Raw genomic sequence first — 25,769 nt, 5'->3', positions numbered from 1 at the left:
TCCTCCTCGGGTTACTTCTTGTTGTCTTTTTCAGGCGCGATCTTCAGGCCGGGCAGGGTGACATTCTGCCCGGCCGCCTGCACCGACAGGCTCAGCTTGAAACTGCCCAGAAACTTGCTGAGCGTAACGTTGTCGGGGCTGTCGGGCATGTCGAGATTGAGCTGGCCGTTCTTGAGCACGCCGTCGTAGCGCGGAGCCAGACCGCTATAGGCCGACTTCTCACTGCTGTCACGGGCGAACAGCACCACCACCGGGCCGGTGTAGTCGGTCACGAGCTGCAAATTGAGTTTGCTGCCGCTGAGTTCGCCGTAGCCCAGCTTGGTCTGAAGATCACGGTCCCAGACAATGACTTGCAGCGCGCCAGCACTGGTCTGGAGCAGCAACATCACAAGGAGGGTGGGCAGAACAAAACGTTTCATCATCATTACTGTACCGGAAGTTCACCTGACGGCTGAGGGAAGTGAGGCGCGGGCCTGAACATCGCGCCGGAGGCCTTTACCGACTCTAGCGAACGAACCTGACGCCGCCATGACAGCGGGCGCAAGCCGGAAGGGCACAAGACAGAGCGCGAGCCGCTTCATCGACGGCCCGCGCTTCCCTGCACTGTGTTGATGGCGGGTTTTTACCGCAATGCCGAGCTGAGCCTGTCGCCTTCAGGCGTCTCCGACATTCGGTTTATCCCGCCACTTCCTCGCCGTCCCACAGGGCGCGCATCTGCGGGCTGCGGGCGAGCAATTCGCCCAACTTGCCCTGATCAACGACACGCCCTTCGTCCAGCACAATGATCCGGTCGGCGCGCAGCAGGGCGGCCCGGCGGTGCGACACCACCAGGCAGGTCGCCTCGGGCAGTTCGGTGGACAGGCCCAGCCACAACTGACGCTCGGTTTCGGCGTCCAGGGCGCTCGACACATCATCGAAGACCAGCAGATCAGCTTTCTGGGCCAGCATCCGGGCCACCGCTGCACGCTGCACCTGCCCGCCCGAGAGCTTGACGCCGCGCGCCCCGACCTGGGTGGCGAGGCCCTGCGTCAGTTCGTTGAGGTCCTGCTGCATCACGGCCAGCCTCAGTGCACGCGCCATCGCTCCGTCCCCACCGCTCTGGCCCATCAGCACGTTCTCTTCCAGGGTGTCACTGAAGAGTTGCGGCAACTGGGCGGTGTAGGCGCTGCGGGGCGGCACGAAGAACGAGGCCGGGTCGTCCACCTGCCCACCGTTCCAGATGACTTCACCTCCGCTCCTCGGGATCAGACCCAGTAGGGCGCGCAGCAGCGTGCTCTTGCCGCTGCCGATGCGCCCGGTGACGACCACAAACTCGCCGCGCCGCAGGGTGAACGAGGCCTCGATCAGCCCACGCCCGCTGTCATGCACGGCGCTGAGGCGGCGCACTTCCAGGATGCCGAACGGTGCCGCCCCGACCCGCTGGGGCAATTCGGGGGCCTGACCCTCCAGATACAGCCCGTGGTGGGCGACGATCTCCGGCAGGGGGGCGTCCTGCAACAGGCGCTGCATCCTCTCGAAGCTGACCCCGGTACGGCGGTGGCGGGCGATCATGTCGCCGAAGTAGCCCATGCTGCCGGTCAGGCGCGGCATCAGTGCGAAGAACAACACGAAATCACCGACGTTCATGCGCCCGCGCAGAATCAGGTTTGCACCCAGCAGCAGCACCGCACCCACCGCCAGATTGATCATGTTGGTGTTGACGCCCTTGATCAGCTCGGTCAGCAGCACGTCGCGGAGGGCCGCCGCCTTGCGGGTCTCGCCCAGCCGGGCCAGGTGAGCGACCATCTGCGGCTCATGGGCCGAGAGCTTGACGGCGCTGACGGCCCCGAACGTCTCGCCCAGGAAATCGGTGACGCGGGCGGTGGCCTGGCGCATCCGGCGGCGGTAGCTGCGAATCTGCGGGGACAAGCGCTGCACGAACACCACCACCAGCAAGAGCGGCGCGCAGACGACCAGGGTGATGGTGGGGTCGACCCGCCACATCAGCGTGATGGCGACGACGCTGTAAATCACAAAGCCCCCGGCGTCTACCCAGACCTCGGTGTAGGCCGCCACATCGTCCACGTCGTCGCGGAAGCGGCTGACCGCCTCGGCGGGGGTATCGGGCAGCCTGCGCGAGCCGCGCGCCAGCAACAGGTAGCCCAGCAGGTTACGCCTCAGGAGGGCGTCCAAGGTGAACCACAATCGGAACCAGGCCCGCACCGCGAAGTAGAAGACCCCAAAGCGGGCGAAGCGGGTCACGGCAAAGCCCGCTACCGCGATCCAAGCCGCCATGATTGCCGCCTGCCGGACACCGCCTGCCGCCCCTACCGCCCCTGCCGTCTGCACTTCGCCCAGGTGCGCGAAGATGCGCGAGACAAAATAACTGAATGCGGCGGGCAGCGCATGGAAGCTGCTCCAGGCCAGCACGTTGAAAAGAAAGAGCCGGGGCCGATAGGCAAACAGGCGGCGCATCAGCGGGAAGGTGGGCACCTCTGAGGGAACCTGCTTTGTTGAAGTCCGGGGCGCAGCGGTCATGCCAGCACCTCACGGATGTCGTCTTCCAGCGCGTCGATTTCGCCCTCACCCTCCGCGCCGAGCTGCCCGGCCCGCAGCAACCGGGCGTAGTGACTGCCTGCATCGGCGGCCAGGGCCTCGCGCGCACCGTACTCCAGCACCCGGCCCGCCCCCAGCACCAGAATGTCGTCGGCGCGGGCCACCGTGTCTAAGCGGTGGGCGATGACGACGGCGCTGCGGCCCGACAGCAGCCGGTTCATGGCAGCGGTGAGGCGGGCCTCGGTGGCAGGGTCCAGACGGCTGCTCGGCTCGTCGAGGATGATCAGCCCCGGATCACGCAGCATCACGCGGGCAAAGGCCAGCAGTTGCGCCTCGCCCGCCGACAGGCTCCCGGCGGGCAGGCTGGTGTTCAGCCCGTCCAACAAGCTCTCGGCCCAGTCCAGCAAGCCCACCTCGGCCAGCGCCGCGCCCACCCGCTCATCACTGATGTTCGGGTCGAAGAAGGTCAAATTGTCGCGCACCGACGCCTGAAAGAGCTGCACGTCCTGGGTCACGACGGCCACCCGGCCTCTGAGCGAGGTCAGATCAGCCTCCAGGGTGGACACGCCGCCCAGCCGCACCGTGCCGGAAGTCGGGTCGTAGAGGCGCGAAACCAGCCGGGTCAGGGTAGATTTGCCGCTGCCGGTGCGCCCCAGCAGACCCAGGGTACGGCCTGCCGCGAGCTGAAAACTCAGGTGACTCAGCACGCGGGCGCTGGGGTCGTCCTCTCCCTCATAGGCGAACGACACGTCGCCAAAGTCCAGGGAGAGTGCTCCCGCTGGAAGAGACTGCGCTCCGGAGGGCAACTGGGAGGTCAGACTCAGAATCTCACCGACCCGCAGCAGGCTGGCCCCGGCCTTCTGCACGTCCTGAAGCTGCTGGGTGAGCTGATCAATCGGTTCCTCGACCATGCTCATGTACTGATAGAGCAGCAGGGCAGTGCCCACCGTGATGGTTCCGGCGGCGTACAGGCCCACTGCCGCGCCGATAACACCCACGTAACCGAAGGTGAACATCAGCATGCTGAACTGCCAGACCGCCGTGCGCTCGACCCCCGCCGTCATCAGTCGCCGGAAGAAGCCGCCCTGCACCATCAGGAATTTTCGCAGGGTGTACGCGCCGCCGCCCAGCGCTCTCACGTCGTCGAGGCCCGACAATCTCTCCTCGATGAAACCGAACAGCTTGGCGCTGCCCTCACGCTCATGGCGGGTGGGTTCGATGCCCCGGCGGCGCACCCGGTTCATACCCAGCAAAGTGACGATGACGAAGACCAGCACGCCCAGGCCCAGCCAGGTATTCTCGCGAAAGAACATCACCACGCTGCCGGTGAGCAGGAGTGCTGCGCCGAAGACCCGCACCGCAAACTGCGAGAAGAAGTTGCTCAGCGCGGTCACGTCGCCGTCGATGCGCTCGATCATCTCGCCGGGGGTGCGCTCCTTGTGGTACTGCATATCGAGGCCGAGCAGATGGGCAGTCAGGTCGGTTCTGAGGCGGTTGGTGGCGCTCCAGCCGACCACTGCGCCCAGATACGTCGCGCCCGCCGAGAACACCTGCACGATCAGCGCGACGCCGATATACATCAGCGAGAGCCGGGTGAGGCTGCCCAGCGCGGCCAGACCCGCTCCCCCAGCGGTGAGCGCGGCGGTGGAGGTGTCCACGAAGCGGGCGATCAGCAGCGGCAAGGTCAGGGTCAGCAGGGTACTCCCGATCAGCAGTCCCACCAGCAGCAGCACGCGCGGCCACATCGGCAACAGGTAGGTGCCCAGCACCCTGAGGGCCGGGGCGGAGGAGGGCGGAGCAGCGGGCGCAGACATTCCCTCAGACTACGCCGGGGGCGTAAAGGACGCATCCGCCAGATGGCGGGGGTCACAACCGGGTGGAATCAGCGGATACCCTCGGCCACGCCGTCAATCATCAGTTGCTCGTTGAGGTTCTGCTTGTTCTTCCAGAGGATCACGCCCTGCACCGTCCCCTTCTCGACGACCTCGGCTTGCAGAAGCGCGCCAGCAGGCAGATACAGGCCCAGCACCCCGGCGGAGTTGCCGCTGATCTTGATGCCCGCCAGGCGCGTCTTGAGCGAGACCGAGCCGTATTTCAGGATCAGGTAACCCTGGGGATCGATCTTCTCGAATACGACGCTGAACTTGACATGTTTGCTGGCGTCTTCCTGCTGAATGGCCTGCCAGCTCTTGGCTCCGGCAGGTACGCTCTGGGCCTGGGCCGGGCAAAGCAGCGCCGCGAGCAGTCCAGCGCACAGCAGCCCCCGCAGATGCAGGCTGGCCTTGAGGTGGGGGATTGGGCTATCGGTCATGGACACTTCCTCTCCCGCGAAGAACGCCCGTTTCGGCAGGTGGCAGGTCGCCGCCTCAAACCCGGGATCAGCAGGATGCGCCTGCCGCGCTTGAGATGTTCCGGGCAGATCCAGCCAGCCTGGGCCTGTTCACCTCTTGCATTTCGGTCGACCGAGTCTAACCGCCCGACTCTTTCAGCCTTCTTTCAGCGACCCTTTTCACGGCTCTGCGGATTTCAGGTCAGACCGAACCAGCCCGCCATCACCGCGCCCGCCTCCACGATGTTGCCGGGCTGGCCCAGCGCCACGCCACTTCCGGCAAACGGCACCCGCGCCGTGGTGTGCGCCTTGATATTCAGGTTCTCGAAGTTGCCGTGATCGCTGCCGACGACCACCCGCCCACCTGCGCCGAGCATGCCCGACAGTAGCGCGTCCAGATGCCGCAGGTAACGCTTCCCCGCCGTCAACAGTTCCGGCGGCGCGGCGGGCCTGCCCTGATGGCCCAGCAGATCGCTCAGCCACAAGTCGATCACCAGCAGGTCGGCGTTTTCAGCGGTGCGGGCCAGGCTCTCCCCCGTTCGGCGCAAATCGTCCAGACTCTGGGCAGCGGCCCAGGGAAAGTCATGATGAAGTCCCAGCAGCGGCGACACACTCGGCAGGCCCGGCGGGTTGAGCGGCAACCCGGCAGCCAGAAAACTGAAGGGAAAGCAGCCGTAGCGGGGTCGCCGGGCTTGCGCAGCAAAGTAGCCGGGTGGATAGAAGTTGAGCAGTGCTGCGGCCCCGCCCGCACGGGTCAGGCGCACCGGCAGCGAAGCCTCGCGCAGCAGCGCTTGCAGGGTGGGACCAGGATGCGGGCCGAAGTGTTCGCCCGCCTGTTGGCCCGCGCCGCCTTTGCCCATCAACTGCACCGCGTCGAGACCGGTCAGCCAGCAGCTCTGGCCGGTGCCGGATTGCGGCAGGCCCGGTACGCCCAGCGCGGCGTCGAGCGCCAGCCCAGCGTCGATCAACGGGCGCAGGGCGGGTAAATCCTGTTCCCACACCGAATCCGGCGGCGCGTCTGCGGGGTGGCCCACGCCGTCGAGGGCCAGCCAGATGACAGCGCTCATGGCCGCAGTCTAGGGCTTACTTCTTTTTCCAGCTCCAGGCCCGCACGGCATCCACGGCAAACCAGACGGCCAGCACGCCCAGAATTGCGGCGGCGATCCAGTTGTGGCCCTGGGCAAAATAAACGGCAATCGCAGCGCAGACCAGCGCCAGCAGCACGCTGAAAAGCAGTACATACTTTACGGGAACGCGGCGTCCGAACATGCTTTGAAGGGTAATGCGGAGCCTCTGGCGGGTTTCTGACAAGGCCCCAGCGGTAAGACCCAACTCCAGCAGCGGGCTTCAGCGCCGACGCTTCAGCAGGGGCCGCCTGTAGAACGACGCTGCGACGTCCGGCGAATCTGCCGGCTGAAAGACAGCCTGCTCAAGCAACTAGTAGGCCGATGGCGTGCGGCTCTCTCCTGCCCAGACACCTGCCCGACCAGTTTCAGCAGCTTCCCAGCTCCCTGCGGCTTGCCCTCAACGAGCGCCAGGCGGCCCTGCACCGACAGAAACGTGCCGTATTCCTGCTGGTGAATACGCCGCAACCCTTTCGGAAAGGCCAGATGCTGCTGGGCCTGCTCTTCCAGGGCCGGGTCGCCGCTGTACTTCTCGGGCACCGCCAGGTTAAAGGCCACACTCTTGAATTCTGGATACTCCTACACCAGCGGCTCGATCAGCTTGGTGGCCTGCGCCATCTGGCCCATTCGCATCCCGGTCAGGGCACGCCCGAAGACTTTCATCTTGGCGCGGCCCAGAGGCGCAGGTTCCACGTCGTCGTGGATTTCGAGCTGCAGGAGCATCCCAACCCTGGCTGATCTCCCAGACCGGCCAGCACCTCATCCGGCAACAACCCGCACTCCTGCAGCAGCGCGCCCAGTTCAAGGTTACGCCGGGAGAGGTCCACCGCACTGTTGTACTGCCGTTGGAAAGGATGCTTGAACATGCGGACTAAAACCTATCGCCTCAGGCCCACCAGGTCGGCCCAGTGGGTCGTCTGGCCCCAGCGCCGCCAACGGCAAGCCTTGTGACGGTCACCCAGTCCCGGCCCCGCCAGCATAGGCTGTAATCATGACTGGACTCAGGCGAGCAGACTACGACGTGCTGGTAATGGGCGCAGGCCACAACGCCCTGGTGACGGCGGCCTACGCGGCGCAGGCGGGCCTCAAGGTGGGCGTCTTCGAGCGGCGGCACATCGTCGGCGGGGCGGTCAGCACTGAAGAGTTGGTGCCCGGCTACCGCTTCGACTACGGCGGCAGCGCCCACATCCTGATCCGGATGACCAAGGTGGTGCAAGAACTCGAACTGAACCGCTACGGCCTGCACTACCTGGAAGTCGATCCGATGTTCCAGGCGTCGGACGGTGAGACGCCCTGGTTCATGTACCGCGACGCCGAGCGCACCATCTTTGAGCTCAACGAGAAGTTTCCCGGCCAGGGTGACGCCTACCGCAAATTTCTGAGCGACTGGACGCCGTTTGCCGACGCGGTGGCCGATCTGTTCAACTCCGCGCCGGGGCCGCTGGAACTCGGCAAGATGCTGGTCAACAGCGGCAAGGGCCGCGACATGAGCAAGCAGCTCGCCACCATCCTGCGTCCCTACGGCGACGTGGCCCGCGAGACCTTCAGCGAGGAGCGGGTGCGTGCGCCGCTCACCTGGATGGCCGCCCAGAGTGGCCCACCACCATCTGATCCGCTCAGCGCTCCCTTTTTGCTGTGGCACCCGCTCTACCACCGGGGCGGCGTGGCGAGGCCCAAGGGCGGCAGCGGCGGCCTGACCAAAGCGCTCAAGCTGGCGATTGAGGAAAACGGCGGCGACGTGTTCGTCCATGCACCGGTCAAGCAAATTCTGGTGGAGAACGGCAAGGCCACGGGCATCGAGCTGGAAGACGGCAGCCGCTTCACGGGCCGCTCGGTGGTGGCGGGCAGCCACATTCTGACCACCGCCGCCGCCCTGCCGGACGAGTATGTGCCGGAGGCGGCCAAGCGGGTGCGTGTCGGCAACGGCTTCGGGATGATCCTACGGCTGGCCCTGAGCGGCAAAGTTAAATACCGCAACCACACCGAGCCGGACTCGCGGGTGGCGCTGGGCCTGCTGATCAAGAACGAGCGCCAGTTGATGAAGGCTTACGGCGAGTATCTGGCCGGAGAACCGACCACTGACCCGCCGATTATCGCCATGAGTTTCAGCGCGGTGGACGATGCCCTGGCCCCGCCCGGCTGCGACGTGCTGTGGCTGTGGGCGCAGTATTACCCGTATGAATTGGCGTCGGGCAACTGGGAAAGCCGGGTGGCAGAAGCCAGAGACAACATCCTGACGGCCTTCGAGCACTACGCCCCCGGCACCCGCGACATGATTGTGGGCGAACTGGTCCAGACGCCGCAATGGCTGGAAAGCAACCTGGGCCTGCACCGGGGCAACGTGATGCACCTGGAAATGAGCTTTGATCAGATGTTCTCGTTCCGGCCCTGGATGCAGGCCAGCCAGTACAAGTGGCCGGGCGTCAAGGGCCTCTACCTGACCGGCGCGAGTACCCACCCCGGCGGCGGCATCATGGGCGCGTCGGGCAGAAACGCCGCTCGGGTGCTGATCCACGACATGACGCGGCGCAAGGTCTGGGGGCTGGGCCTGCCATGACCTACCTTCAGTACCACCTCGTCTTCATCCTGCCGCTGCTGCTGGTGCTGATCGCCCTGACCTGGTGGCAAACGCGCCGGGGGCAAGCGGTGGCAGGCGAGTTCCGACCCGAAAACAGATGGGCCTGGACGACTTTCCTGCTGTTTCCACTGATTCCGCTGATCTATACGACGCCCTGGGACAATTATCTGGTCTACAAGGAAGTCTGGAATTACCCGCCGGAACGGGTCCTGGGCCGTCTGCTGTACGTGCCTTACGAGGAATACGCTTTCTTTTTGCTGCAAACGCTGATCACCGGGCTGCTGCTCTACGCGCTGCTGCGGCGCACCGGCCCCCCGCGTGTCTCGCCGCGTCCCTGGCTGACCCGCTGGGCCGCAGCCGGGCTGTGGCTGGGTGTGGCCTTTGCAGGCGTCGTGATGCTGCGCTTTGAGAGCACCTTCTATCTGGGTCTGATTCTGGCCTGGGCCGCCCCGGTGCTGGCCGGGCTGTCGGCCTTCGGCGGCGATCTGGTGATGGGCAGGCCGCGCCTGTTCTGGCTGGCGACCATCCCGCCCACACTGTACCTGTGGGCCACCGACCTCTACGCCATCCACGCGGGCATCTGGGGCATCTCGCCGCGCTACACCCTGGGCTGGAATCTGGGCGGGGTGCTGCCGATTGAGGAAATGACCTTCTTCCTCATCACCAATCTGCTGATCGTGACCGGCCTGCTGGCCTTTCTGCATCCTGTGGCGCTGGAGCGGGTGAATGTCCTGCGGCGGTTCTTTCAGCCCTGGCAGGGCTTCTTGCTGCTCTACGCGCTGCTCAAAATTCCGGTGCCGCTGTGGCCGGGCGGCTTTCCGCTGCTCGGCACACTCAGCACCGCCGCTCTCTTTCTGGCGGGCCTGAGCTGGGCCTGGCAACGGGTCGGCGCGAAATCGCTGCTGCTGGCGGCGCTGGCCTTCGGCGTGGGGCTGGGCGTGGAAGTGCTGGGCACCCGCACGGGGTTTCCGTTTGGCCGCTACAGCTACGCTGGCGCACCCGGCCTGACCCTGCTGACCGTGCCGCTGCTGGTGCCACTCGGCTGGTTTGCCATGACCCTCTCGGCGGCGCTGCTCACCCGTGGCCGCGCCTGGCTGGCGGGGCTGCTGCTGGTGGCCTGGGACATCGGGCTGGAGCCGCTGATGACGGCCCAGGGCTTCTGGACCTGGAGCGACGCCCGAGCGCTATGGGCCGGAGCACCGATTCAGAACTTCGTGGGCTGGTGGGCGGTGGGCGTGGGGCTGGTGTGGGCCTTCGGACGGATCGCGCCGGAACTCTACCAGAACATTAAGCAAGATCAAGCGCCTCTCCCCGCTGATTTTCGCCTCGCCTACCTGATTGAGGCCGCTTTCCTGCCGTTCGGCCTGCTGTTGCTCGGCCTGCCGCTGGCCGCCCTCTTCACCGCCCTGGCGATGGGCACGGCGGTCTGGGCAGCACTCAGAAGCGGCCTGGTGATGCGGCCTCCGGTGGGGCGACGTGACCGGCAAGTTTAATTTCGACAAGTCCGACTTTTTTGAGTGGACACTCAGAACCACCATTCGCCGCCAGATCAGAAACGGCCTGCGCGGCGTGTGGGTGCGTGGCGGGCTGCCCGCAGGCGCGGCGGTGCTGGCCCCCTCGCATCAGTCGTGGTGGGACGGGTACGCCCTGCGCGAGGTGGCCTGGCAACTAGGACAGCCCTTCGGCGTGCTGATGAGCGAGCGGCAACTCACCACCTTTCCTTTTTTGCGGCTGATCGGGGCCATCGGCGCTCATGAACTGCGCCCCGCGCTGAGGTTGCTCCAGGCCGGAAGCTGGGTGGTTGTCTTTCCGGAGGGCCGCATAGAAACGCCCGGCAAGGTGCGGCGGGTGCAAGCGGGCGCGGCGTGGCTTGCCGGAGCGTCCGGTGCGGCGCTGATTCCGGTGGCCCTGCGGGTGGTGCTACGCGGCCAGCCCAGGCCCGAAGCCTATATGAGGTTTGGGCAGGCAGTCTCGGGGCCAGACTTGCCGGAAGCACTCCAAGCTGAGCTTGAGTTGCTGGACGCCGAACTGTTGGGCAGCGACCCTGAACAGCCGCTGGCAGGCTATCTGCGCTTCGTGGGCGGACCGAGTGGGCGCGACGGGCAGCCGGATCTGGCGGCACGCTGGTTGGCGCAGCTGACCCGTGAGATTTAACACCGGGCGGCGATTTCAAGCAATTAACCTTCATTTTACGCGTCAATTGGGCCGTTTAAGCGGCCCGCCTTTTCTTATTTTCCTGGGCTGGCGTCCTCAGTAAAATGACGCAAGCAGCGGTAAACTCTGCCCAGCTGTTGGCCCGGCTCCACTTTGCACCGTACCTTCGCCAAATCTTCGCAAAAAGGTGATTGTGTAAAGCATGCCGAGTTCTGACGCGTCTGTACCGGGAGATTCGCCCCGCAGCGAGCCACCAATTTCACCGCCCCCTCGCCGCCGCCTGCCCGCCTGGGCCATCACCATTCCACTGCTGTGCCTGGCAGCCTACGGCGGCTACCGCCTGGGCCAGCCTGCCGCCAGTACCCAGACCGGCGGGTTCGGTCAGGGGCAATTCAGTCAGGCAGGTGCGGGGGGTCAGCGCCAGGGACAGGGCGGTCAGGCCGCTGGCGCTCAGGGCCAACCCCAGACCAACCCATCACAAGCTGGGCCGTCTTCTTCAGGACAAAGCGCAGGCGGCGCGGCCAACGCCGCAGACGGTCAAGGCAGCGGGCGGCGCAGGGCGGGCGCAGGGGCAGGCAGCACAGGCGGCCAGGCCCAGCCCGGACAAACTCAAACCGGACAGGCAGGTCAGTTTGGTCCAGGCACGGCGCAGGGCCAGACTGGAGCCGGGCGAGGCCAGTTTGGGCAAGGCGGCTTTGGCTCGGGACGCGCTGGCCGCAGCGGGGGCGGCGTCACCATTCCGGTCACGGCAACGGCGGTCAAAGCCGGAACGCTGACCACCAGCCGCAGCACCACCGGCACCGTCGCCCCCGCCCAGACCACCAGCGTGTCCACGCGCAGCAGCGGCACCGTCACGACCCTCAGCGCCCAGGTCGGGCAGAGTGTCAAGGCCGGGCAGACCGTGGTGCTGCTGAGCAACTCCGATCTGAACGCCAGTGTGCAGAGCGCCCAGAACGCCCTACAAAGCGCACAGGCCCAGCTCGCCAACCAGTCCACCACCCTCACGTCCAACCGCACCCAGCTCGAGCAGGCCGTCAAATCGGCCCAGCTCGCCCTGCAAAACGCCCAGCAGACCTATACCGCTTCCAAAGCCATTTACGACGTGGGGGCACTCGCCAAAAGCGCGTTGGACACCCAGGCCCTGGCCGTGCAGCAGGCCCAGGGCAATCTGGTCACCGCGCAGGCCAACCTCAGCGCCAACACCACCGCCAGCAGCAGCGGCCTCAGAAACTTGCAGATCAGCGTGGACACGGCCAGACTCAATCTCCAGCAGGCCCAGACCGCAGCGGCCAATGTCAAGGTGGTTGCCCCCTTCGACGGCCAGGTCACGGCGCTCTCAGTCACGGACGGCGAGTACCTCAACGCGGGCAGCCCGGCCTTCAGCCTGGTCAGTTCGGCCCGCACCCTGACGTTCAACGCGCCGCCCAGCGAGGCCGCCGCCCTGACGGTGGGCCGCCCGCTCAGCTTCAGCGTCGCCCAGACCAGCTATCCCATCAAGATTTCGCAAAATCCCGGTGCGCCCACCGGCGGCAGTGTGCAGCTTACCGCCCGCTTCATTGGCGAGAAGCTGCCGCCGCTCGGCTCGGTGGGGACAGTGCAGTATCAGTCCACGGTGGGCACGGGCACGCTGGTGCCCACCACCGCGCTGCAAATTGACAATGCCAATACTTCGGTGTATGTCGTGGCTGGCGGCAAAGCCAAGATGCAGGACGTGACGGTGATCGGCCAGACCGGCGACACGGCGGTGGTCAGCGGGCTGAAGGCCGGAGCACAGGTGATTGGTCAGCCGCCCGCCGGACTCATTGACGGTGCGAGCGTGAGCACCGGCTCGGGCGGCGCTGGCAGGGGCCAGGGCGGCGGCTTCGGCGGCCCTCCGGGTGCGCGATGAGCGGGGGGGACGAGATGAAGAAGCCGCCAAGCAGTCCTGACCCCGTCAACGCTGCTCCCAGCAGCACCCGCCAGCGCCAGAGAGAATTTTTCGGACGCATCAATCCCATCGTCAATTTCTCGGTGTCACGTTACGTCTTTTCCATCGGCATCTTCGTGGGCATTGTGGTGTTCGGCTTCGTGTCACTCAGATCGCTGGGCGTCGATCTGCTGCCCACCATCAATATTCCAGTGGTCAACGTCAGCACCAACTATGCTGGGGCCAGCCCCGTCGCCGTGGACAAGCAGGTCACCCAGGTCATCGAAAGCGCGGTGGCGCAGGTCATCGGGGCCACCAGCGTGTCGAGCACCAGCAGCACCGGCAGCAGCCGCGTCACCATTCAGTTTGCCGATGGCACCGATCAGAACGCCTCGGCCAACCAGGTGGCCTCACTGGTAGCGGGGGCCACGCGGCGGCTGCCCAGCGGCGTCGATCCGCCCAGTGTGCGAACCTTTAACCCCAACGCCGGAGCCATTCTGGAGTTCGGGGTTTCCGGCGGCAAAGACAGCCTGGACAACGTCTACGACTACACCAACAACGTGCTGCTGCCTGCTTTGCAACTGGTGGACGGGGTCGCCAACGTCACTTTGTCGGGCGGTTCGACCCGCCAGATTCAGGTGCTGCTCAACCCCGATAAGCTGGCCAGCTACGGCCTGACCCCCTCGCAGGTCAGCAGCGCCATCACGTCCAGCAGCGTCAATTCGTCGATTGGCACCATCACCCAGAACAATACCTCGCTGACCTACACCACCAACAGTCTGCTGACCAGCGTGGCCGACGTGGCAGGCGTCAAGGTGGACGCCGCACGCGGTATTCAGGTTTCAGACGTGGCCGATGTCAGAAACAGTGCCACCACCGACAGCTATACCCGCGTCAACGGCCTGCCGGTGGTGCTGGTCTCCATTCAGCAGACTGCCGGAAGCAACGCCGTGAGCGTGGTGGACAACGCCAAGGCGCTGCTGACCGGCACCAAACTGCCCACTGGGTACAAGATCACCTTCAGCAACGACACCACCACCCCGATCCGCACGGCCATCGCCTCCACGCAGCACGAGCTTTACCTCACCGCACTGGTGGTCGCCATCGTCACCATGCTGTTTCTGGGGCGGCTCAACACGGCCTTCACGGTCATCGCGGCCATTCCGATCTCGCTGGCCGCTGCGCCGATCCTGTATAAGCTGATGGGCTTTACCTTCAATCAGGTGTCGCTGCTGGCACTGATCGTGGCCATCGGCATCGTGGTCGACGATTCCATCGTGGTGGCCGAGAACGTGGAGCGCTACCGGGCGCTGGGCTACGACCGTGTTCAGGCCGTCCTCAAGGGCGCGTCGGAAGTCTTCAGCGCCGTGACAGCGGCCTCGCTCTCGCTGCTGGCGGTGCTGATTCCGGTCAGCTTTCTGGGCGGCATCATCGGCTCGTACCTCCAGCAGTTCGCGCTGGGGCTGGCAGCAGCGGTCTTCTTGTCGTGGCTCGAAGCCCTGCTGTTCCTGACGGTCCGGATGGCCTACACCCCTGACGCCGAGCCGCTGAATTGGCGCGACGCCGGGCGCAGCTTCCTGAAATTGCCGGGGGCCTTCACCTGGGGTCTGCGCTCGGTGCGGACCTACTGGTTCTGGGGACTGGTCATCGTGGCGCTGGCGGCCATCTGGACCACGACCCACAAGCCGCTCTACCTGGCAGGCGTGATTTTGCTGCCCATCGTGCTGGGCCTGGCAGCCTACCTGTGGGGCGTGGTGCTGGCCGTGCTGGAAGCCCTGACCACCACCCTCAGCGGCTGGACGAATGGCCTGCTGGGTGTGATCCGCAACGCCTACGTCCGGACGCTCGACGAGGCGCTGCACTTCAGCCCACTGGTGCTGCTGTTCTCGCTGGCCTTTCTGGCCGCCACCCTCGTCGTCGCCGTGCCGAAGCTCAACTTCACCTTCACGCCCGCCACCGATTCCGGCACCCTCAACGCCAACCTGCGGCTCCCGAGTGACCTCTCGCTGGCCACGGCCAACCAACTGCTGGGCCGTATGGAAACCTATTTCCTGAGTCAGAAGGACGTTCAGACGGTGCAGTCCTCGGCGTCGAGCAACGGGGCCAGCGTCAACATCACCCTGAAGCCCATCGAGCAGCGTCCCAGCGTCAACGTGCTGACCGCCGAGTACCAGCGTGGGCTGCAAAGCTTATATACCGACCAGCCGGATGTCCGCGCCCGTATCTTCAGCCGGGGCGGCTTCCGGGGCCAGGGCAGCCAGCAGACCCTGACGCTGGTGTCGTCCAACCTCGACACCCTGACCAACCGCGCCGCGCTGGCGGTCAGCACACTGGAGGCCGACCCCAACGTGCTGAGCGTGAGCAGCAGCGCCGACAACACCTCACTGGAAAACCGCTTCGTGCCGAACCAGAACCTGCTGACCGGCACCGGCCTCACCGCCAGCTCGGTGGCCAGCACCCTCAGCGACTACGCCTCAGGCGACAACGCGGGCAGCATCGAGGTGAGCGGCATCACCTATCCGATCAAGGTGGAGATCAACCCGGCCCGCCTGACCGACGAGCAGAGCCTGCTCTCGCTGCCGGTCTACTCGTCTGCGCTCAAGAGCAACCTCTCGGTGGGACAGCTCGGCAGCGTGGTGCAGGGCGTAGCGCCCAACCAGATCCAGCGTGACAACCGGATCTACAGCCTGGCGCTGAGTTACCAGCCCGCGCCGGACAGCGCCCTGAGCACCAACCAGCTCACCGCCAAGCTGCAAGATGATCTGACCAAAGCGGGCATCCTGGACAACCTGGTGTCGGTGGGCGCGGCGGACCGCAACGGCGGCGCGGCGCTGGGCAACCAGCTCGGCAGCCTGGGCCTGCAGGCGTTCGGCTTATCGCTGCTGCTGGTCTACCTGGTGATGGGATCGCAGTTCAATTCATTCCGCTACCCGTTCTATCTGCTACTGCCGGTGCCGTTCGCGGTGGCCGGGGCGCTGTGGCTGATCTTCCTGAGCGGCAGCAGCCTCGACATCTTCGGGGTGCTGGGCTTCCTGCTCCTGATCGGCCTGTCGGCCAAGAACGCCATCATCTACCTAGAATTCGTGGTGGAACAGATGCAGGAACTCCCCTTACGCGACGCCTTGATCGAAGCCAGCCGCCTGCGTTTCCGACCCATCGTGATGACGACCATCACGGTGATGGTCGTCAGCTTGCCGCTCTTACTCAATAACGGCAGCGGCTCGGAGTACGGCAAGAGCATTTCGCTGGTGGTGCTGGGCGGGGTCAGCGTCTCGGCCATCATGACCTTCTTCGTGGTGCCCGCCGCCTTCTACCTGTTTGAGCGCAAACGGGCCGAGAAGGACTGGGCACGCCGGGCGCAGCTCAGCCGCGAAACCCGGCCCGCCGAAGCCCGCCCGCCGCGCACCGATGGCGGCTACGCACCGGGAAGCTGAGCGCCGCAGGCAACGAAAAGAGGAGCCGTCCACTGGGACGGCTCCTCTTTTCGTTGCGCTTCAGTTGGCCTGTATGGAGGTGGGCGACACCACTTTGTAGGCGTCGCCTCCGGAGTGGCCGGAGAGTTCGAGAATCAACGCTGGGGCGGGGTGGGCAGCGTCCCAGTGAACGACTGGCGCGGTGGCGATGGTGCGGTAGGGATCAAGCACGGCCTGAAAATCTCTGACATTCCCGTAGAGCTTGAACGGCTGCTTGGGGTCACTCACCTGAAACGCCACGCTCCCTGCTTGAGCCTGGTTGACGCTGCTGCTCAGGATGACATAGCCGTCCTGCGGGCCACTGCTCGATCCTTGCGAAGTCCAGTAGCTCAGCGTCGGCAGCACCAGCGCATACACGCCACCTTTCTTGAATGGTCCCGTGAACCCAAGTTCCTTTCCGGTCGACGCGTTCAAAGCAAAGCCCCGGGCGATGCCGTCGCCGCCGAAAGCAGCGTCGCCGTTGAGTGTGCTGGCATACAGACTGCTCACGACCCGCTGATCATTCGTCTCAAGTTGGATACTGGCTTTGCCCGCTCTCAGGGTGGGATTTTTCCAACCCACGATCCGTAAATCTGCGCCGGAGCTGAGCAGACCACCAATGAGCGTGTCGGTGTTGAGATAGCTTCTATTCTCCCGCACCAATGTCGTTCCCGGCCAATTCATGGTGTTGAGCGGGTACTGGGGACGCGGCGCACCTGGCACCGTCAGAAAAGCGTCGTCTGGTTTGCCGCTGAGTTCCCCGCCCACCTTCTCGATGGCCGCCTTCAGCTGTTCAAAATTCAGGTAACTGGCAGGACCGATATTTGGAAAACTCCCGTAGATACTCTGTACCTGCGCCAGCCCCTGCGGCAAGGCGGTGAGCAGCGTCGTCGCCAGCAGCAAGCTCAGCGCCCCCGCCTTGCCCAGCGCTGGAATGGTGTGCACGCTCAGCATCCCGCCGCTGACCCGCTCGGGCGTGCCGAGTTCGTGCAGCGTCCGGCGCTCGGCTTCCTCCACACTCAGGCCGCCCAGCCGGAACTCGGCCACCCGCTCATTCAGATGGCCTGCAAGCTCAGTTCGCAAATCGCGCTTCTGACGGCCCCACAAGCCCCGCGTGGCCGCTCTCAAATACCGCTCGCTCGCGTTCATTTCGCTCCTCCCAGTTGCCAGAGCTTGCCGAGTTGCTGCGTGAAAATCTCAAACTCCCGCCGCCGCGCTTCCAACTCCCTGCCGCCGCTCTCGGTCAGGGCATAGACCTTCACCGGGCTGCCGCTGCGCAGAGCACTCCGAAACTCGCCGCGCACGAAGCCCGCCTTTTCCAGGCGGTGCAGGGCCGGATAAAGGCTGCCCACCTTCAGGTCGAAGTAACCTTGCGTGCGCTCCTGCGCCTGCTTGCTGATTTCCAGGCCGTATTTCGGCTCCCCCTGGATGATGCTGAGCAAGATCAGATCAAGGTGGCCGCGCAGCAGATTGGGTTCGGGTGAATCGGGTGCAGATCTGGGCATGGGTCGGCCTCCTGATATCGTGTTACGCTATCGTGTTCCTATACAATCGTCTACAGCAATCGAAATGTCAAGGCAAGGCGTTGCTTATAGTGAAGTCATGCCGCTCAAAACTCAGGTTCACGCGCTCCTCATGCTCTCGCTCAGCTTTGCCATTGCTGGGTCCGCCGCCGCCATGCCCGCCACCCTGACGCTCAGTGCCGCCCCCGCCACGCCGCTACCACCCACCGTGATCGGCGGCTTCAATTACGGCAACTGGATGCCTGTGGTCGAGGCCGAGAAAGACCTGCGGAGTGTGGCCCCGACCCTGCTGCGCTTTCCCGGCGGCAACGTGGGCGACGAGAACGACCTGAACGCCGCCAGTCTGGTGCCGCTCAAATCCAACCTGGAAATCCTGACCACCGGCAAGGAACCCCCCGCCCTGATGGTGCAGACCCGCGTGTTCGGTGGCAAGCCGGGGGCCAAGAATGCACCCGAGGACGCTGCTCAGGCCGCCAAAGACACGCAGGCCGCAAGCCTCAAGGTGGCCTACTGGGAAATCGGCAACGAGCCGGACCTGTACTCGGTCAACCGGGGCGACGCCACCTGGACGGCCCAGCGCTACTGCGATACCTTCCGGGCACAGCGGCAGGCCATTTTGAACGTTGACCCGGCGGCCAGATTCGCCGGGCCAGCCGTCTCCAACACGGGCGACGGGGCCGTCCGCTTTCTGAGCGAGTTCGTGAAGGGCTGCGGCGACATCGTGGATTTGCTGACCTGGCACGAGTACCCCACCGACGGCCAGTCCAGTGACGCCGACGCCCTGGCCAGTGTCTCGGTCATTGACCGCGACGTGAAGCGTTTCCGGGCGCTGATGGACAGCCCCGAAAGCAACCCGAAAGGCTACACCCGCCGCACGCCGCTGGGCGTCACCGAGTACAGCCTGTCGTATTTCAGCAACCGCCCGCGCCACCTCAGCGATCAGGTGGGCGCGCTGTGGGCTGCCGAGGCCACTGTGAGACTGGCCGAGAATGGCGCGAGCGTGGCCGCCTACTTCGCCCTGCAAGCCACCGGTGGGCACGGCCTGGTCGATCTGGCGGGCATCCCGAGGCCCACCCTCTACGCCTTCCAGCAACTCCATGCCTTCACCGGAAGCTGGCTGCCCATGACCAGCGACGACCCGGCCCTGTGGACGCACGCGGCGCAGGACGGTGCACTCTTGAGCGTGCTGGTGACCAACACCGCCACCGAGCCGCACCCACTCACCACCGCGCTGCCGGGCTACCAGCTCGTCGGCGGCAAGACCTTTACCCAGAAGACGGTGGACGACGAGGACCCCATGATCCGCCTGCCGCTGGCCGCCACGCTGGAGTTGCCCGCGCGCTCGCTGACCCGGCTGGTCTATAAAAAGCAGTAAAGCCTTGGGCCTTTCGTCAGGCCGCCTTCAGTTTTCAGGTTCAGGCTGAGGGCATGAAATTTCTCTGGCTCTCCCTGCTGGCCGCTGCCCCACTCGCCTCCGCGCAGGGCTACGAGATGAAGTCGTACCTGAATTTGAACGGCCCTCAGCCCGCCGCCTTCTGGTGCGACGCGCCAGGGCGGGTGCTGGCGGTGACGCAGCCAGTCGTCCAGCCAGCCCAGATGACCAATCAACCCCAGCCGGTCAGGCTGGTGCAGTGGACCGGGCCCAGCCACACCTGGCAGAACTATCAGCTCGGCCCAGCCGACCCCGGCGCGGGGCAGATCTACACGGCGCTCACCCCGGCGGGCCAGCAGGTCAGCGACTCACCCCAGTATTTCATTCACTCCAGCAACATCGAGAACGTCAATGATCCGGGTTACCGGATGACGCATATCAATGGGTTCAAGGTGCCCGCCGGGACATTTGGTTGCCGTTACAAGCCGAACGCGGCCTTCATCGGGGCCACTGCCCGGCACAGCATCACCGTCTGGGAAACTGGGAGCAAAGTGACCTACAGCAGCAGCAACCGGGACGGCACGGCAGGCACGTATCTGACTGGCGGCAGCCACATCGGCAGCGAGTACCGCTGGAACAGAAACGGCTACACCTATGCCCTGAAGCTGGACGACCCCGGCGCGACTTTGAGCGTGCTGCGCGGCGACAAGTTGCTGAGCAAGGAGACATTTCAGGCGTACAGCGTGAGCGTCAGGAAGTAGCACTCACATGCCCATGAGAACGGCACTCCTTTCTATGGGGCCTGCCCACTCCCACCTGCTCTAGCGTGGACTCCATTCGGTCATAAAAGCCCTCAACCTTTTACGGCAAATGCTCTGCTCCGTACCAAACAAGCCGCCAGCCCCTTTCCGGCGGCTGGCGGCTTCGACTCTTCAGAACCTACAAATCCAGCAGCATCCGCGCCGGGTCTTCCAGCAGATTCTTGATCAGCACCAGAAACTGCACGGCTTCCTTGCCGTCGATGATGCGGTGGTCATAACTCAGCGCCAGGTACATCATCGGGGCGATCACGACCTGACCGTTCTGGGCAATCGGACGCTCGATGATGTTGTGCATGCCCAGAATGGCGCTCTGCGGCTGGTTGATGATTGGCGTGCTCATCATGCTGCCGAAGGTGCCGCCGTTGGTGATGCTGAAGGTGCCACCCGACATGTCGTCCATGGTCAGCTTGCCCGCCTTGGCTTTCTGGGCAAATCCAGCGATGGCCTTTTCCACGTCGGCCAGATTCATGGCGTCGGTGTCGCGCAGAATCGGCACGACCAGTCCGCGCTCGGAAGCCACCGCGATGCCGATGTCGTAGAAGCCGTGGTAGATGATGTCCTTGCCGTCAATCGAGGCGTTGACCAGCGGGAAGGACTTGAGCGCCTCGGTGGCCGCCCGCACGAACAGACTCATGAAACCGAGCTTGACGCCGTGCTTGGCCACGAACTGGTCCTGGTACTTCTTGCGCAGGTCCATGCTCGGCTGCATGTTGACCTCGTTGAAGGTGGTCAGGATGGCGGCGGTGTTCTGCACTTCCTTGAGGCGCTCGGCGATGCGCTGCCGGATACGGGTCATCGGCACGCGCTGCTCGGCACGGGGGCCGGAGGGAACATTTTGCGGGGCGGGCGCTTTGGCTTCACTGGCACGCGCCGAGGCGGGTTCGGCTGCCGCCTGCGGTCCCTGATCCGTTCCTCCACCCTGGGCCGCTACGACCTGGGCCGCCAGCACCGCGTCCTGCTTGGTGATATTGCCCTTGGGACCGGTGCCCTGGATCTGCGAGGCGTCGAGATTGTTCTCGGACACGATCTTGCGGGCAGCAGGCGGCAGGGTGCCGGTGCCGCCGAGCGTACCCGCCGCCTGACCAGCGGGTTGGCTGTCGGGCTGGGTGGCTGTGCCGCCCGCGCTCTGCTCACCGGCAATCGGGCCGGACTCGCGGTCAGCGGCGGGGGCCGGAGCCGAACCCGCCTCGCCCAGCACGCCCAGCACTTCCTCGCTCAGCACCGTGTCGCCCTCCTGCTTGGCAATGCTTTGCAGCACGCCGTCTTGCAGGGCGGTGACTTCCAGCACCACCTTGTCGGTCTCAATTTCGGCCAGGATGTCGCCGCGTGTCACGGCGTCGCCGGGCTTTTTGCTCCAGGAAAGCAGGGTGCCCTCGCTGACCGATTCGGAGAAGACGGGAACTTTGATTTCGGGCATAAAAACTCCTTGGATGAAGGGGAGGTGCAAAGGCCAGCTTGCGTTGTAAATTGCAAAGCTCTGCAAAGACCATACCGCGCCCAGGCCACATGGCGGCGCGACGGCCCACCACCTCGTCAGGCGGGGGCCGCAGCGCCCAGCGCCTTACGACTGCGGGGTGGCTTCTTTCTTGACCGGGGTCTGCTCGGGTTCGATGTCGCTGCCCAGCGCTGCCTGAATGAGCCGGGCCTGCTCACGGTCATGCAGTTGCTTGTAGCCCACCGCCGTGCTGGCGCTGCGCGGGCGTCCGGCGTAGTGGAGGTACTGGCCGGGCCGCATGGCCGCTTGCAGATCGTCTCTGATCATCAGCCAGGCTCCCTGGTTCTGCGGCTCCTCCTGCGCCCAGATCACCTGCGCGCCGGGGTATTTGGCGAGTTCCTCGGCGAGGTACTGGCTGGGGAAGGGGTAGAGCTGCTCCAGGCGAACCAGCGCCACGTCCAGCGGCCTGCCCTCGTTCTCGGCCTTCTGGCGGGTCTCGGAGAGTTCCCAGTGCAGCTTGCCGCTGCTGATGACCACCCGGCGGGCGGCGGGCTGGGTATCGTCGCCGATCACTTCCCAGAAGCGGCCCTCGGTGAAGTCGGAGAGGGGCGACATGGCCGCCTTGTTTCGCAGCAGGCTCTTGGGCGACATGATGATCAGCGGCTTGCGGTAGCTGCGGATCACCTGACGGCGCAGCAGGTGGAAAATCTGTGCGGCGCTCGACGGCACCACCACCTGCATGTTCTTCTGGGCGCAGAGTTGCAGGTAGCGCTCCAGCCGGGCCGAGCTGTGCTCCGGACCCTGACCCTCGTAGCCGTGCGGCAGCAGCAACGTCAGGGCGCTCAGCCGCTGCCACTTGCTCTCGCCCGCGCTGATGAACTGGTCGATGACGGCCTGAGCACCGTTGGCGAAGTCGCCGAACTGCGCTTCCCAGATGACCAATGCTTCGGGCGCGCTGGTCGAGTAGCCGTACTCGAAAGCCAGCACCGCTTCTTCAGACAAGGTGGAGTCGATCACCTCAATGCGGCTACTGACTCCCGGCAGGTGCGCCAGTGACAGGTATTCCTCGTTCTGGGCGTCCTGGGCGGCCTGATCGTGCAGCACGGCGTGGCGGTGAACGAAGGTGCCGCGCCCGGAATCCTGCCCGTCGAGGCGCACGTCGAAGCCGTCTTCGAGCAGCGTGGCGTAGGCCAGCGTTTCACCCATGCCCCAGTCGAGGGGTTGCAGGCCCTGACTCATCTCCAGGCGGTTTTTCAAGACCCGCTCGACGGCGCGGTGCGGCACGAAGCCTTCAGGCAGGGCCGTCAGCGCCTCACCCAGCGCCGCGATCCGCTCAGCGCCGACTTTGGTCTCGGCATCCTCGGTCCAGTGGGTGCCAATGTGGCGGCTCCAGTTGATGGCCAGCTTGCTCTGCTCCTCGTTGGCGACCTCAGTGACCACCGACGCGCCCGTGTCGAGCTTATCGCGGAAGGCCGTGACCAGATCGGCTTCCTCACCGGCCTTCAGCACCCCTTCCTTTTCCAGCGACTTGGCATACAGCGCCCGCGTGCCGGGATGCACCTTGATCTCGCGGTACATGATCGGCTGGGTCATGGTGGGATCGTCGCCCTCGTTGTGGCCATGCCGCCGGAAGCAGATCAGGTCCACAAACACGTCCTTACCGAACTCCTGACGGTAGGCCAGCGCCAGCTCTCCGGCAAATACCACCGCCTCGGGGTCGTCGCCGTTGACGTGCATCACCGGGGCGTTGGCGATCTTGGCGATATCGGTGCAGTACCGGCTGCTGCGGGTGTCGCGCGGGTCGGAGATGGTGAAACCGATCTGGTTATTGATGACGATGCGGATGGCCCCGCCCGTCGAGAACCCGCGCAGGCGCGAGAGGTTGAGGGTTTCCATGACCACGCCCTGCCCCGATACCGCCGCGTCACCGTGAATGGTGATCGGCAGCACCTGCTTGCGCTCGGTGTCGTCGCGGTGGTCCTGACGGGCACGCACACTGCCGTGCACCACCGGCGAGACGATTTCCAGGTGTGAGGGGTTGAAGGCCAGCGCCAGGTGCATCGGGCCGCCGCCGGTGCGCACGTCGCTGGAATAGCCCATGTGGTACTTCACGTCGCCCGCCACATCGGGGTCGTCGGACAGCACTTTCTTGCCCTCGAACTCGTCGAAGAGGTCGGCAGGCTTCTTGCCGAAGATGTTGACCAGCACGTTGAGACGGCCCCGGTGGGCCATGCCGATGACGGTTTCCTTGATGCCGACGCTGCCGCCACCCTGAATCAGCGCGTCCATCAGCGGAATGAAGCTCTCGCCGCCTTCCAGCGAGAAGCGCTTCTGGCCCACGTAGCGCTGGTGGAGGTACTTCTCCAGGCCCTCGGCAGCATTGAGCTTGGCGTAGATGCGCTTTTTTTGCTCGGTGGTGTAGCTGCCCCGGCCCTTGGACGCCTCGATGCGCTGCTGAAACCACTCGCGCTCGCTCGACGGCAGGTAAGAGAACTCGAAGCCGATTGCGCCGCAGTAACTCTGATCGAGCTGACCAATGATCTGCGCCAGAGTGCCGCTGAAGTGGCCCTCGCGCACCGGGGTCTGCAAGTCCTGAAGGCTCAGGCCGTAGTACTCGGGCGTGAGTTCCGGCACCACGGCGGGCGGGCGGATGGTCAGCGGGTTCTTGGCAGCGCTGATGTGGCCGTAGACCCGGTAGGCGCTGATGAGTGCGCCAGCCGCCTGCTGCGCGGCGCTGAGGTTCTGGTCGCCGGGCACGGCGGTGGCCTGCGGCGCAGCGAGTTGCAGACGGTGGCGGCCCAGCTCGTAAAAGCGCTGCTGCACGGCGCTGTGGGCGGTTTCGGCCACGCCGGAGCGCACCTCGTCGAAATACGAGCGCCAGTCGCTGTCCACGCTGGCCGGGTCAGTGAGGTAGGTTTCGTACAGCGCTTCCACGAAGGCCGCGTTGCCGCCGTACATCACCGTTGCATGTTGGGAGTCGTCCATAAGCGCCCTCCAGCATACCCCCCCACGCGCCCGGCGGCTGCGGTTCAAGCTCTCATTTGCCGCCACTCAACTGACTGCACCTTCACCCAGCGGGTGATACGGACAGCTGCCGACCCAGTTCAGCCCAAATCCAGTCAACCTGGGTTCAGTACCGCGCTCCTGCCGCCGCACCCACCGGCGCGATCTCGGCCAGCTGCTTGAGATCAGCCTCGCTCAGTGTCACGTCCAGCGCCGCGATGTTATCTGTGAGGTACTTGACGCGCTTGGTACCGGGAATCGGCGCGAGGTCGTGGCCCTGGGCCAACACCCAGGCCAGCGCCAGTTGGGCGGTGCTGACGCCCTTGTGCTGGGCCAGCTGCTGCACGGCGGCCACCAGTTTGAGGTTCTTCTGGAAGTTCTCGCCCTGAAAACGCGGATTGTTGCGGCGGAAATCGCCCTCGCCAAAGTCGGCTGGCGACTTGAGTTCTCCGGTCAGGAAGCCGCGCCCCAGCGGGCTGTACGGCACGAAGCCGATGCCGAGTTCGCGCACGGTGGGCAGCACTTCCTCTTCCGGCTCACGGTTCCACAAGCTGTACTCGGATTGCAGGGCGGTGATCGGGTGAACCTTGTGCGCCCGGCGAATCTGCTCGGGGTGGCTTCCGACAGGCCCAGGTAGCGCACCTTGCCCGCCTGCACCAGTTCAGCCATCGCGCCCACGGTGTCCTCAATCGGCACATTGGGGTCAACCCGGTGCTGGTAATACAGGTCGATGTAATCGGTGTTCAGGCGCTTGAGGCTGGCGTCCACCGCTGAATGCACGTACTCGGGCCGCCCGTTGATCCCCAGCATTTCCCCGTTGGGGCCGCGCATCAGGGCAAACTTGGTGGCAATGACGACCTGACTGCGGACCTTACCCAGCGCCCGGCCCACCAGCTCCTCGTTTTTGCCCACGCCGTACATGTCGGCGGTGTCAAAAAAGGTCAGGCCCGCGTCCAGCGCCGCCCGAAAAACCCGCAAACTCTCAGCCTCGTCGGCCTCGCCGTAAGACTGGCTCATGCCCATGCAGCCCAGTCCCAGGCGGCTCACGCTCAGGCCCTGACTTCCCAGTTTGATCTGTTCCATGCCCGTCTTTTCTGTGCTTGTCGTTTCTGCGGTCATCTCGGCTCCTTGTGGTTCTGGTCGTACAACTCGATCTTGCGCTCAATGGCTCCCAGGTCGGTCTTAAGTGCCCTCATGCGGGCCAGCACGTCTTCCCGGTGCTGCACCAGCAGGGCGCGGCGTTCCGTCTCGCTGACTTCGCCCAGGCGGGCCAGACCGATATAGCGGCGGATCAGGGCAATCGGCATCCCGGTGGCCCGCAGCGCCAGCAAGAAGCGCAGCAGCTCCACCTCGCGCCCGCTGTAGCGCCGCACGCCGCTCTCCTGACGCGGCACATCGAGAAGTCCGGCCCGCTCGTAGTAGCGCAGGGTATGGACACTGACGCCCAGCCTGGCGGCCACCTCCCCGATGCTGAGCATTGGCCCCTGAACGGATGGAGTGAGCGTGGCGGAGGGCATGGGTTCAGCCTAGTCCTTCG

At 65.2% G+C, this 25,769-nt stretch carries 20 protein-coding genes and 1 pseudogene; 7 read left to right on the top strand and 14 right to left on the bottom strand.

The features are described from left to right. Positions 1–11: 11 nt before the first annotated feature. The 8 genes from N0D28_RS04575 to N0D28_RS04540 all read right to left on the bottom strand — a co-directional run bounded on the left by N0D28_RS04575 (position 12) and on the right by N0D28_RS04540 (position 6,711). Positions 12–419, bottom strand: a complete 408-nt coding sequence (locus N0D28_RS04575; protein WP_260561199.1) for a hypothetical protein — start codon at positions 417–419, stop codon at positions 12–14. A gap of 256 nt (positions 420–675) precedes the next feature. After that, on the bottom strand, positions 676–2,517 hold the full coding sequence (locus tag N0D28_RS04570; RefSeq protein WP_260561198.1) for an ABC transporter ATP-binding protein: 1,842 nt from the start codon (positions 2,515–2,517) through the stop codon (positions 676–678). After that, positions 2,514–4,349: an ABC transporter ATP-binding protein gene (locus tag N0D28_RS04565; protein WP_260561197.1), complete on the bottom strand. Its 1,836-nt coding sequence runs from the start codon at positions 4,347–4,349 to the stop codon at positions 2,514–2,516. Before N0D28_RS04565 ends, N0D28_RS04570 begins: the two co-directional genes overlap by 4 nt. Before the next feature lie 68 nt (positions 4,350–4,417). Further along, positions 4,418–4,846, bottom strand: coding sequence for a hypothetical protein (locus N0D28_RS04560; RefSeq protein ID WP_260561196.1), 429 nt, complete (start codon positions 4,844–4,846; stop codon positions 4,418–4,420). A gap of 215 nt (positions 4,847–5,061) precedes the next feature. After that, a complete protein-coding gene (locus N0D28_RS04555) occupies positions 5,062–5,931 on the bottom strand; it encodes a metalloenzyme domain protein (protein ID WP_260561195.1) in 870 nt (289 codons plus the stop codon). A 16-nt stretch (positions 5,932–5,947) separates the two neighbouring features. Next, complete coding sequence (locus N0D28_RS04550) at positions 5,948–6,133, bottom strand: hypothetical protein (protein WP_260561194.1); 186 nt, start codon at positions 6,131–6,133, stop codon at positions 5,948–5,950. Between the two features lie 92 nt (positions 6,134–6,225). Beyond that, complete coding sequence (locus N0D28_RS04545) at positions 6,226–6,546, bottom strand: hypothetical protein (RefSeq protein WP_260561193.1); 321 nt, start codon at positions 6,544–6,546, stop codon at positions 6,226–6,228. Positions 6,547–6,567: 21 nt separating this feature from the next. After that, positions 6,568–6,711 (bottom strand): hypothetical protein, encoded by a 144-nt coding sequence (locus tag N0D28_RS04540; RefSeq protein ID WP_260561192.1) that lies wholly within the window; start codon positions 6,709–6,711, stop codon positions 6,568–6,570. Positions 6,712–6,979: 268 nt separating this feature from the next. On the opposite strand from N0D28_RS04540, the gene N0D28_RS04535 reads away from it, so the two are divergent. The 5 genes from N0D28_RS04535 to N0D28_RS04515 all read left to right on the top strand — a co-directional run bounded on the left by N0D28_RS04535 (position 6,980) and on the right by N0D28_RS04515 (position 16,060). Further along, positions 6,980–8,545 carry a phytoene desaturase family protein gene (locus N0D28_RS04535; RefSeq protein WP_260561191.1) on the top strand — a complete coding sequence of 522 codons (1,566 nt, stop codon included), beginning with the start codon at positions 6,980–6,982 and terminating at the stop codon, positions 8,543–8,545. After that, positions 8,542–10,059, top strand: coding sequence for a carotenoid biosynthesis protein (locus N0D28_RS04530; protein ID WP_260561190.1), 1,518 nt, complete (start codon positions 8,542–8,544; stop codon positions 10,057–10,059). The genes N0D28_RS04535 and N0D28_RS04530 overlap by 4 nt, the downstream gene beginning before the upstream one ends. Continuing rightward, positions 10,043–10,720, top strand: coding sequence for a lysophospholipid acyltransferase family protein (locus N0D28_RS04525; protein ID WP_260561189.1), 678 nt, complete (start codon positions 10,043–10,045; stop codon positions 10,718–10,720). Before N0D28_RS04530 ends, N0D28_RS04525 begins: the two co-directional genes overlap by 17 nt. Before the next feature lie 202 nt (positions 10,721–10,922). Continuing rightward, on the top strand, positions 10,923–12,608 hold the full coding sequence (locus N0D28_RS04520; RefSeq protein ID WP_260561188.1) for an efflux RND transporter periplasmic adaptor subunit: 1,686 nt from the start codon (positions 10,923–10,925) through the stop codon (positions 12,606–12,608). A 14-nt stretch (positions 12,609–12,622) separates the two neighbouring features. Continuing rightward, complete coding sequence (locus N0D28_RS04515; RefSeq protein ID WP_260561187.1) at positions 12,623–16,060, top strand: efflux RND transporter permease subunit; 3,438 nt, start codon at positions 12,623–12,625, stop codon at positions 16,058–16,060. Positions 16,061–16,120: 60 nt separating this feature from the next. On the opposite strand, the gene N0D28_RS04510 is transcribed toward N0D28_RS04515, so the two are convergent. Beyond that, positions 16,121–17,227 carry a permease prefix domain 1-containing protein gene (locus tag N0D28_RS04510; protein WP_260561186.1) on the bottom strand — a complete coding sequence of 369 codons (1,107 nt, stop codon included), beginning with the start codon at positions 17,225–17,227 and terminating at the stop codon, positions 16,121–16,123. After that, entirely contained in the window at positions 17,224–17,583 is a 360-nt protein-coding gene (locus N0D28_RS04505) for a PadR family transcriptional regulator (RefSeq protein WP_260561185.1), read from the bottom strand. Before N0D28_RS04505 ends, N0D28_RS04510 begins: the two co-directional genes overlap by 4 nt. A 97-nt stretch (positions 17,584–17,680) precedes the next feature. On the opposite strand from N0D28_RS04505, the gene N0D28_RS04500 reads away from it, so the two are divergent. Then, positions 17,681–18,976, top strand: a complete 1,296-nt coding sequence (locus N0D28_RS04500) for a GH39 family glycosyl hydrolase (protein ID WP_260561184.1) — start codon at positions 17,681–17,683, stop codon at positions 18,974–18,976. Positions 18,977–19,029: 53 nt separating this feature from the next. Beyond that, positions 19,030–19,734 (top strand): hypothetical protein, encoded by a 705-nt coding sequence (locus N0D28_RS04495; RefSeq protein WP_260561183.1) that lies wholly within the window; start codon positions 19,030–19,032, stop codon positions 19,732–19,734. A gap of 178 nt (positions 19,735–19,912) precedes the next feature. Here the strand turns inward: N0D28_RS04495 and odhB are convergent, their stop codons facing one another. The 4 genes and pseudogenes from odhB to N0D28_RS04475 form a co-directional block, all read right to left on the bottom strand. Beyond that, positions 19,913–21,211 carry a 2-oxoglutarate dehydrogenase complex dihydrolipoyllysine-residue succinyltransferase gene (gene odhB / locus N0D28_RS04490; protein WP_260561182.1) on the bottom strand — a complete coding sequence of 433 codons (1,299 nt, stop codon included), beginning with the start codon at positions 21,209–21,211 and terminating at the stop codon, positions 19,913–19,915. A gap of 144 nt (positions 21,212–21,355) precedes the next feature. Then, positions 21,356–24,214 carry a 2-oxoglutarate dehydrogenase E1 component gene (locus tag N0D28_RS04485; RefSeq protein ID WP_260561181.1) on the bottom strand — a complete coding sequence of 953 codons (2,859 nt, stop codon included), beginning with the start codon at positions 24,212–24,214 and terminating at the stop codon, positions 21,356–21,358. Positions 24,215–24,359: 145 nt separating this feature from the next. Then, positions 24,360–25,249: pseudogene (locus N0D28_RS04480) on the bottom strand (aldo/keto reductase). Between the two features lie 98 nt (positions 25,250–25,347). Beyond that, the gene (locus N0D28_RS04475; protein WP_260561180.1) at positions 25,348–25,749 is read right to left on the bottom strand and encodes a MerR family transcriptional regulator; all 402 of its coding nucleotides are present in this window, start codon (positions 25,747–25,749) and stop codon (positions 25,348–25,350) included. Positions 25,750–25,769 lie beyond the last annotated feature (20 nt).

It is taken from the genome of Deinococcus rubellus (assembly GCF_025244745.1).
Lineage (GTDB): Bacteria > Deinococcota > Deinococci > Deinococcales > Deinococcaceae > Deinococcus > Deinococcus rubellus.
Note: the sequence above shows the minus strand (reverse complement) of the source record. Positions and strands in the feature narration are given on the sequence as shown.